Raw genomic sequence first — 8,366 nt, 5'->3', positions numbered from 1 at the left:
GCCTACCCACTCGCCCTGGGGCGCCGTTCATGCCCCCCGACCCATCCCGTCAACCTCGGCCTACGCACCGGCACACTCCACGACGCCCTCACCAACGAGCCGTGGCAGATCCCGCCCCGCGCACGAAAGCTGTGGGGACACCAACACCGCAACGCCGCGCATATCGACCTCCCCGCCACCCTCGACGACCCCACCGGAGACGACGTACGCGAGGACGTCCCCCTCACCTACGCCCCGAAGAAGCGCGCCTTCGCCAACCGCCGCGTCCGACACACCTACCTCCGTGTCGCCACCGGCCTCACTCCCGACCCGAAGGCTCCCCCTACCGAAGACGACGGCCACGACCCCTTCGCCCTCCTGGGCTGGTGACTCTCATGCCCTACCTCTCACGCATCCGCATCAACCCCCTGCGCGCCCGCAGCCGCGAACTCCTGGGCAGCCCCCGCGCCATGCACGCCGCCGTCCAAAACGGCCTGCCCAGCACACCCGAACAGGAACGCACCCTCTGGCGGCTCGACTCCGACAACCCCCACCGCCCCCACCTGCTCGTCCTGACCACCTCCCGACCAGACTGGAACCACCTCCGCGAGGACGCCGGCTGGCCCGACGCCGACGGCGAGCACTACATCGTCCGTGACTACACCCCGCTCCTCGAACAACTCGCCCTCGGCCGCGAGTTCGCCTTCCGCCTCACCGCAAGCCCGGTCCAGAACACCAAACGCCCCCAGAAGCCGACGGCGAACCAAGAGCTGAAACTCAAAGAAGGCACCGAACGCAGCTTCCGCATCGGACACCGCACCCCCGCAGCACAACTCAACTGGTTCCTCACCCGCACCACACGCTGGGGCTTCGACATCCCACCAGCCCCCCACCTCGAAGACACCCTCGACGACGCCGGAGAACAACCCCGGGACGTCCGCCTCACCTCCTCAGCCCGCCTGTCCTTCGACAAACGAGACGGCAAACACCGCCACCAGGTCGTCACCCGCACCGCGACATTCGAAGGACGCCTCCGCATCACCGACCCAGCGGTGTTCCGCGACAGGCTCCTCAACGGCATCGGCCCCTCCAAGGCCTACGGCTGCGGCCTCCTCACCCTCGCCCCGCTCCGCCAGAGGAGCTGACACAATGCCCGACATCTGGTGGAAGGCCGCCCCCCAGGACCTACACCGCCTCACCGACCGCGTATCCAGCGTCTACGTCGAACGCAGCCACCTCGACCGCGACGAGAACGCCGTCGTCATCATCAACAAACAGCAGACCGTACGCCTCCCCGCCGCCATGGTCGCCGTCGTACTCCTCGGCCCCGGAACCCGCGTCACCCACGGCGCCATGCGACTCCTCGCCGACTCCGGCACAACCGTCTGCTGGGTCGGCGAACAAGGCGTCCGCATGTACGCAGCCGGACTCGGCACAAGCCGCGCAGCCGGACTACTCCACCGCCAAGCATGGCTGGTCACCCGCCCCAAAGAACGCCTCACCGTCGCCCGCTGCATGTACGCCAAGCGCTTCCCAGGCGAAGACGTCAGCAACCTGACCATGCAACAGCTACGAGGCCGCGAAGGCGCCCGCGTACGCAAGATCTACCGCGCCCACTCCGACCGCACCGGCGTCCCCTGGAACGGCCGCGTCTACAAAGCAGGCGACCCCCACGCCGCAGGCGACGACCTCAACCGACTCCTGTCCGCCGCCAACGCCGCCCTCTACGGCATCTGCCACGCCGTCATCATCGGCCTGGGAGCCAGCCCCGGCCTCGGCTTCGTCCACACCGGCACCGCCCTGTCCTTCGTCCTGGACATCGCCGACCTCTACAAAGCCCAATACACCATCCCCCTCGCCTTCGACCTCACCAAGAACGGCCTCACCGAAGAACGCGACGCCCGACTCGCCCTCCGCGACCACATCGCCCGGGACAAACTCCTCAACCACATCGTCGACGACGTCAGAACCCTCCTCACCACACACGGCCCCAACACCGACGACACCGAAGCGAACCAACTCTGGGACGAACACCTCGGCACCGTCCCCGGCGGTACCAACTGGTCCACAACCATGCCCACACCACACGACCCCACCGACAACCACATCGCCATCATCGGCCCCGACTTCACACCACCAACCCCATGACCGTCATCGTGCTCATCGCCGCCCCCGAAGGCCTACGAGGCCACCTGACACGCTGGATGGTCGAAGTCCACGCCGGCGTGTTCGTAGGCAACCCCAACCGCCGCGTACGCGACCGCCTCTGGGAACTGCTCGCCACCCGCATCGGAGACGGACAAGCCGTACTCGTCGAACCCGCCACCAACGAACAAGGATGGGCCGTCCGAACCGCCGGCCGCGACCGCTGGCGCCCAGTCGACTACGACGGCCTCATCCTCTCCGCCCGCCCACAAACCCAACTAAACGAAAACACCCCCACCCCGCGCTAAAACCCCAGCTCAAAAAGTCTCGGCCCCGCACCCGCGGGGATCGTCCCCATCCGGTCGCCGTCGAGTTCCCAAACGACGACTCGGCCCCGCACCCGCGGGGATCGTCCGATGGCGGTGACTTCGCGGATGCCGTCGACTTGCTCGGCCCCGCACCCGCGGGGATCGTCCTATGGTCGACAGACCTCTCTCACCTGCATCCATCTCGGCCCCGCACCCGCGGGGATCGTCCTGGCGCACCGCGCGGGAGGTCACCCGCGAGGACCTCGGCCCCGCACCCGCGGGGATCGTCCGGGGTGGGGTGCCGTCCGCTCCGCGCGCCGCGACTCGGCCCCGCACCCGCGGGGATCGTCCTCCATCCGATGCCGCACCCTCCTCACCGGAATCCTCGGCCCCGCACCCGCGGGGATCGTCCCCCGATCAGCGCCGGGCTGACCCCTCGCCCGTCCTCGGCCCCGCACCCGCGGGGATCGTCCGGGGTGGGAGACGGGCCTTTCCGGGCCCCTTGCCTCGGCCCCGCACCCGCGGGGATCGTCCGGGGGGAACCGGTCGCGTCTGCCTGCGGGGTGGCTCGGCCCCGCACCCGCGGGGATCGTCCTGGAGCATCCCGGAGCAGCAGAGCCTACCCAAGCTCGGCCCCGCACCCGCGGGGATCGTCCGCGCACGCCGCCGCGCAGACGGAGATGGCCGCCCTCGGCCCCGCACCCGCGGGGATCGTCCCTCTGACCCGGATCTGCTTCCGATCGAGTGGTCCTCGGCCCCGCACCCGCGGGGATCGTCCCTTCCCTGCTCAGGTGCCATGCGGCGGTCGCTGCTCGGCCCCGCACCCGCGGGGATCGTCCGGCGCGGGTCGACTTGGGCGACATCAGCACGATCTCGGCCCCGCACCCGCGGGGATCGTCCGCCGGTCGGCACGCCGAGCGCGTGGCCCTCCTTCTCGGCCCCGCACCCGCGGGGATCGTCCGCCCGGCGCGGTGCTCGGTGGTGCGGAGGCGGCCTCGGCCCCGCACCCGCAGGGATCGTCCGGCAGGTCCGGTCATGCCGTACGCGAGTCTCGGCTCGGCCCCGCACCCGCGGGGATCGTCCGCGGATCCAGGCGACCGTCTGGGAGAGGCTGGCCTCGGCCCCGCACCCGCGGGGATCGTCCCTCGCTGACCTGCGTGGATGATTCGCACCCGCTCTCGGCCCCGCACCCGCGGGGATCGTCCGGACTGCTGGTGCTCCGCGATGTCCTGCCGGTGCTCGGCCCCGCACCCGCGGGGATCGTCCTGGCAGGTGGGCCGCTTTCCGTCTCCAGGCGGACTCGGCCCCGCACCCGCGGGGATCGTCCGCCGGTCGGGACGCCGAGCGCGTGGCCGTTCTTCTCGGCCCCGCACCCGCGGGGATCGTCCCTCAACAGCAAAAACCCCCGGTGCGTCACTGCACTCGGCCCCGCACCCGCGGGGATCGTCCCGCTTCCGGGGCTTCTGTGGGCTGTCGGCGCGCCTCGGCCCCGCACCCGCGGGGATCGTCCGAGCCTTCGCTGGCGGAGGTGTTCGAGGCCGCCCTCGGCCCCGCACCCGCGGGGATCGTCCGGTCTATCGCGGGTGGCTCTCCGGGTACTTCCCCTCGGCCCCGCACCCGCGGGGATCGTCCGGGTGTCTGCGTAGTCGGCCGGCGGGCTGACGGCTCGGCCCCGCACCCGCGGGGATCGTCCCCCGAGTCTTAAGACGTCGGCACGGCCTTGAGTCCTCGGCCCCGCACCCGCGGGGATCGTCCGCTGCCGTCCAGCCCGGAGATGTCCACCCCCGGCCTCGGCCCCGCACCCGCGGGGATCGTCCGGCGAGTATGCGATGAATCCAGGGTCATTCGTGCTCGGCCCCGCACCCGCGGGGATCGTCCGGTTCGCGGGCCGCTGGAGGCCGCTCTGGCGGGCTCGGCCCCGCACCCGCGGGGATCGTCCGCGGTCCGCCAGGCCGGAGTCGCTGCGGATCTGCTCGGCCCCACACATGCGGGGATGGTCCCGACCACGTCCCGAACCGCCCCCTGGTCCGTCTGCTCCCCGCGTGTGCGGGTCGTCCTCGCGTCCGACCCGCACACGCGGCAGCACTCCGGGCAGTCGGGGCTGCGCGCTTGCCTCTGCGTTTGGCTTTCCTGAGGCGAATCGGCGGTCACGGATTTGTGTGTACGCGGCGTTGGTACGCGTCTCGTAGGTCTCTGCGGACAGTTCTTGGACCACAATGAGCGTTCGAGGCCAGGAGGGTACCCGCTATGCCGACCGCGGGTCCGGGCAGCGTTCGCGGCCGCGCGGGCATGTCAGCAGCGTACGAACGACGATCCGGCCAGGTTCGTAGTAGCCGATGTAGGCGTCCTGGCCGAGTTGGAGCATGCGGTGTGCGTGTTCCAGGTGTAGCTCCACGGGGAGTCCGCCGGGCACCGGTGTGTGTCCGCCCAGCTCCTTGGCGAGCCACGCGTACGCCTCGTCGACGTGATGGTAGGTGCCGGCCAGCATGGTCTTCGGCTTCCGGAACCAGGCGTCCAACTCCCGTGGCATGACCGCCCTGCCGTCGTCTCGGGCGTGGGAGTCCGGCGGAATCTCATGACCGGTGTACCCGTAGGCGTGCCAGTGGTGCACAGGGCCTCCCGAGGTCCTGGTGGCCGGCCCCACTTATCGAGGGACCGGCCGATTCGCAGGGGACGTACTACTCGCGGCCGCAGCCAGTGCCGCTACCGCAGTCCGGTTCGTCGGCCGGCGGGGTGGTGTCGTCGATGTCCGGGCCCTCGTCCTGAGGGTCGAGGGACAGCGAGCGGAAGGGGATGCGCATAGGCTCCTCCGTGTAGGTGGGTTGCTACCTGCGATCCGCCCCGGCCGGTCCTGCCAGGGATGTGCGGCCGGGGCGGGCTTGTGCGGGCCGACCCGGCGGGAGTCACTCGACCGCCCGTCAGCCCGGTCTTCAGGGCGTGGCGCCGAGGACGATGAGCAGAAGCAGTCCGGCCAGCAGCAGGCAGTAGACGACCTGTGCGGCCAAGGCGTGCTCGACGCGGCGCCGTCGGCGACGGCTCACCGGTCGGCCTCGGCGTCCGCGAACGCCCGCCGGATCTTGGCGGCCACGCAGGTCACCGCGACCGCGTAGACCAGCCCCGGGGGCAGCTCGACCCACGTCTGCCAGACCGCGTCCTCATGCGGACCTTCGTGCCCGGCCGGTCGGACACACGGCAACCGCGACACGACAAGCGATGCCGTCTCCAGCCACTTCGGCCGGCACCGCCCACACAGCTCGACGTCAGCGCCATCGGCGCCTCCGGTGCTCACCGCGCCCATGCCCATGGCCCGTACCGCGTGCCGGACAACGACACCCAACGCGGTGCCAGCCGTTCGACAGACACATAGGGCCGAACCAGCCGAGACGCGTTCCCGTCCAACGGCCGCGTATGGTCCGCCTTCTCTCCGACCGGCCAGCCACCCCGAGCGACGACAATCCGACGCCTCACGGCCATCCTCCTCACCGCGAGGCCTCCTCGCGCGCCGTCTGGGACCGGTCGCCGTCGAGCTCGCCTCGGCCGTACGGCAGACAGGCCGTACACACGCGATGGGACCAGCCGGGCCCGGTGTTCTGGTCGATGATCGCGACAGTCCGCACCGAAGGCTCGGCGCGCTCGCAGCGGTCGCAGAGATCACGCATAAGCGCGCCTCCACTCTCCGGGGCGAACACGGTCCAGGCGGTGGCAGGCCCAACCGCCGCACACGCCGCGGGCAGCCTGAGCGAGGTTTCCGTACCTGTCACAACGGCTCAGCACCTGGGTAGGAGGACTCATACGCGTGGTCACGTCCCTTCTATGGTCATCCGGCACCGCTGACCGTAAGGGTGATGACACAATGCGTGAGTACGCGAAGTGCGTGCCTTCTCAAGGGAGGTCGCCGTGCACGACCAGGTTGGACGCCGAATCGCGTACTGGCGTGAGCGTCGTGGCCTCACTCAAGCTGAACTCGGCCGCCTGATGGGGCAGAGTCGCCGGTGGGTGCAGGACTTGGAGGGCGGGCACCGGCAGACGGATCCCCGGTTGTCGGTCCTACTGAGAGCAGCCGTGGCACTGCGTGTGCCGTTGGCGCGTCTCATGGCGGACGAGCCCGCTAACGCCGAGCCTGCGCCTCCACCGGAGGTAGCCGCGCTCGCTGACGTCCTCGTCACTCCTATTCCGGATGGCGAGGCAGTACAGGTAGCCGCTCTGGAACGACGGATCACGTACTGCCGTCGGGCCTGGGCCGCAGGTCGCTACACGACCGTGGCACGGGAACTTACCGCAGTGCTGGCTGTTGCACACCGCACGGCGGAGACGACTTCCGCTGCCGCCGTACTACTCTCGCGGGCCTACCAGCTTTCCGCCTCGCTGCTGTTCAAGTTCGGCGCGGCTACGCGCACACCCGCCGTTCTCGCCGCAGACCGGGCTCTTGCGGCCGCACAGCAGGCAGGCGATACAGTCGCGATGGGCGCCGCCGCCCGCCGCGTTACTCGGGGCCTGATACACCAGCGACGCTACGCTGCGGCTGTCGGCTACGCCACGGGCACCGCCACCACCCTTCGCCCTGACCTCCAACGCCAAGGCGCTGCCGGACTGTCCACCCTTGGCATGCTCTACCTGGTGGCAGCTGTGGCTGCCACCGGCGACGGACGGTCACAGCAAGCGGTCTCCACAGCGGCTGAACAGCTTGAAATCGCCCGCGAGATCGCACTGATCGACGAGCGATCCGGCGACTTCACCGAGTTCGGCCTCACAAACGTCCAGCTACATGAAGCCGACGTGCTGCTGCGTCTCGATGACGCCTGGTCGGCGCTGGAGACCGCCCGGAAGATCGAGCCGCCTGCAGTCCAGGAACTCAGCCGCGAGCGGCAGTCCCGCTTCCTGATCACCACGGCCCGCGCGGCGGCCCTCACCCGGCGGCGCGAGGAGGCAATCCGCGACCTCCTCAACGCCGAGCGACTCGCACCCGAGGAGTTGCGGAGGCCCGACGTGGTCAGGCTCGTCGCCGAACTTCTTGAGCTCGTGCCCACCCCCGGGCCGGAGTTGACCGGACTCGCACGCCGGTGTGGACTCCAGACATGACCTCGCCGGTGCTCTACCTCATTGCGACTGCCGCCGGACCTTCCGAGTACGTCGATGCCGGCGTACACGCCGCACAGGCCGACGGGTGGGACGTGTGCCTCGTCCTCTCGCCGACCGCCGCCCGCTGGTGGGCGCCGCGAGTCAGGGAGTTGGAGAAGCTGACCGGTCACCCCGTACGGTCGCGGTACACCCTGCCCGGCGAGTCAGGCGGCCTCCCCAAGGCGGACGCCATGCTGGTCGCTCCCCCGACGACCACCAGCGCCTGCAAGTGGGCCGCCGGAATCACCGACACCGTCGCCCTCGGCATTCCCGCCGAAGCCGTCCACCTCGGCATCCCCGTGATCGCCATGCCGTTCTGGTCAACGGCCCTCGGCGCCCAGCCAGCCGTCCACCAGGCAGTGGAAACGCTACGCGGCCAAGGCGTGCGAGTGGTCTTCGGACCTGGCGAACCACACGCTCCCAAGCAGGGGAGTACTTCCCGCTTCCCATGGCTGCTAGGCATCAACGCCGCGCGTGAGGCGTTGGGCCAGTAGCTTGTCGCGGCAGCGGGGTCCATCGCCCGGTAAGGCCGCGAGGCGGGTTCGGATCACTCCGAGGGCTGCGGGCGCACCGTGGAGTCGATCCATCTGAGGTAGTAAGTCGAACCTGCCTCGATCGGGGTCGCTGTGACCTCCAGTTTGCCCCACGGGTGGCGTTCGAGGAGATGTGCTTCGAGTTCGGGGTACTTCAGTGGCTCCTGTCCCGAGCTGGACCGTCTCTCGTGCGTACGGGACGTTCGCTCACGCGGCGCTCACGCAACAGGTGTGGAGACGGAGGCGCCCCCGCTGGGTTTGGTCAGCGGGGGCGGGCGGGAGC

10 protein-coding genes and 1 CRISPR repeat array are annotated in these 8,366 nt (G+C 70.2%); of the genes, 6 read left to right on the top strand and 4 right to left on the bottom strand.

Annotation, left to right across the window (positions count from 1 at the left end; genetic code table 11):
* The 4 genes from GL263_RS16015 to cas2e all read left to right on the top strand — a co-directional run.
* The coding region (locus tag GL263_RS16015; RefSeq protein ID WP_323379424.1) for a type I-E CRISPR-associated protein Cas5/CasD at positions 1-369 on the top strand (369 nt) is incomplete at its 5' end.
* A gap of 5 nt (positions 370-374) precedes the next feature.
* Positions 375-1,124: a type I-E CRISPR-associated protein Cas6/Cse3/CasE gene (gene cas6e / locus GL263_RS16010; protein ID WP_182856397.1), complete on the top strand. Its 750-nt coding sequence runs from the start codon at positions 375-377 to the stop codon at positions 1,122-1,124.
* Positions 1,125-1,128: 4 nt separating this feature from the next.
* Positions 1,129-2,127, top strand: coding sequence for a type I-E CRISPR-associated endonuclease Cas1e (cas1e, locus tag GL263_RS16005; RefSeq protein ID WP_182856396.1), 999 nt, complete (start codon positions 1,129-1,131; stop codon positions 2,125-2,127).
* Positions 2,124-2,432, top strand: a complete 309-nt coding sequence (gene cas2e, locus GL263_RS16000; protein ID WP_182856395.1) for a type I-E CRISPR-associated endoribonuclease Cas2e — start codon at positions 2,124-2,126, stop codon at positions 2,430-2,432. The genes cas1e and cas2e overlap by 4 nt, the downstream gene beginning before the upstream one ends.
* 18 nt (positions 2,433-2,450) lie before the next feature.
* Positions 2,451-4,432: direct repeats of the CRISPR family, unit length 28 nt; unit sequence CTCGGCCCCGCACCCGCGGGGATCGTCC.
* Between the two features lie 245 nt (positions 4,433-4,677).
* On the opposite strand, the gene GL263_RS15995 is transcribed toward cas2e, so the two are convergent.
* The 3 genes from GL263_RS15995 to GL263_RS28420 all read right to left on the bottom strand — a co-directional run bounded on the left by GL263_RS15995 (position 4,678) and on the right by GL263_RS28420 (position 5,769).
* Positions 4,678-5,043, bottom strand: coding sequence for a hypothetical protein (locus tag GL263_RS15995; RefSeq protein ID WP_182856394.1), 366 nt, complete (start codon positions 5,041-5,043; stop codon positions 4,678-4,680).
* 67 nt (positions 5,044-5,110) lie between these two features.
* A complete protein-coding gene (locus GL263_RS28880) occupies positions 5,111-5,233 on the bottom strand; it encodes a hypothetical protein (RefSeq protein WP_267132774.1) in 123 nt (40 codons plus the stop codon).
* Between the two features lie 236 nt (positions 5,234-5,469).
* Positions 5,470-5,769, bottom strand: a complete 300-nt coding sequence (locus GL263_RS28420; protein ID WP_228456545.1) for a hypothetical protein — start codon at positions 5,767-5,769, stop codon at positions 5,470-5,472.
* A gap of 533 nt (positions 5,770-6,302) precedes the next feature.
* On the opposite strand from GL263_RS28420, the gene GL263_RS15985 reads away from it, so the two are divergent.
* Both GL263_RS15985 and GL263_RS15980 read left to right on the top strand, forming a co-directional pair.
* The gene (locus GL263_RS15985; RefSeq protein WP_323379423.1) at positions 6,303-7,511 is read left to right on the top strand and encodes a helix-turn-helix domain-containing protein; all 1,209 of its coding nucleotides are present in this window, start codon (positions 6,303-6,305) and stop codon (positions 7,509-7,511) included.
* The gene (locus GL263_RS15980) at positions 7,508-8,044 is read left to right on the top strand and encodes a flavoprotein (protein WP_182856391.1); all 537 of its coding nucleotides are present in this window, start codon (positions 7,508-7,510) and stop codon (positions 8,042-8,044) included. The genes GL263_RS15985 and GL263_RS15980 overlap by 4 nt, the downstream gene beginning before the upstream one ends.
* 53 nt (positions 8,045-8,097) lie before the next feature.
* Here the strand turns inward: GL263_RS15980 and cutA are convergent, their stop codons facing one another.
* Positions 8,098-8,241 carry a divalent cation tolerance protein CutA gene (gene cutA / locus GL263_RS29185; RefSeq protein ID WP_369123514.1) on the bottom strand — a complete coding sequence of 48 codons (144 nt, stop codon included), beginning with the start codon at positions 8,239-8,241 and terminating at the stop codon, positions 8,098-8,100.
* Positions 8,242-8,366 lie beyond the last annotated feature (125 nt).

This window comes from Streptomyces durbertensis (assembly GCF_014156695.1).
Classification (GTDB): Bacteria; Actinomycetota; Actinomycetes; order Streptomycetales; family Streptomycetaceae; genus Streptomyces; species Streptomyces durbertensis.
This window is presented reverse-complemented; position numbering and strand designations above follow the sequence as displayed.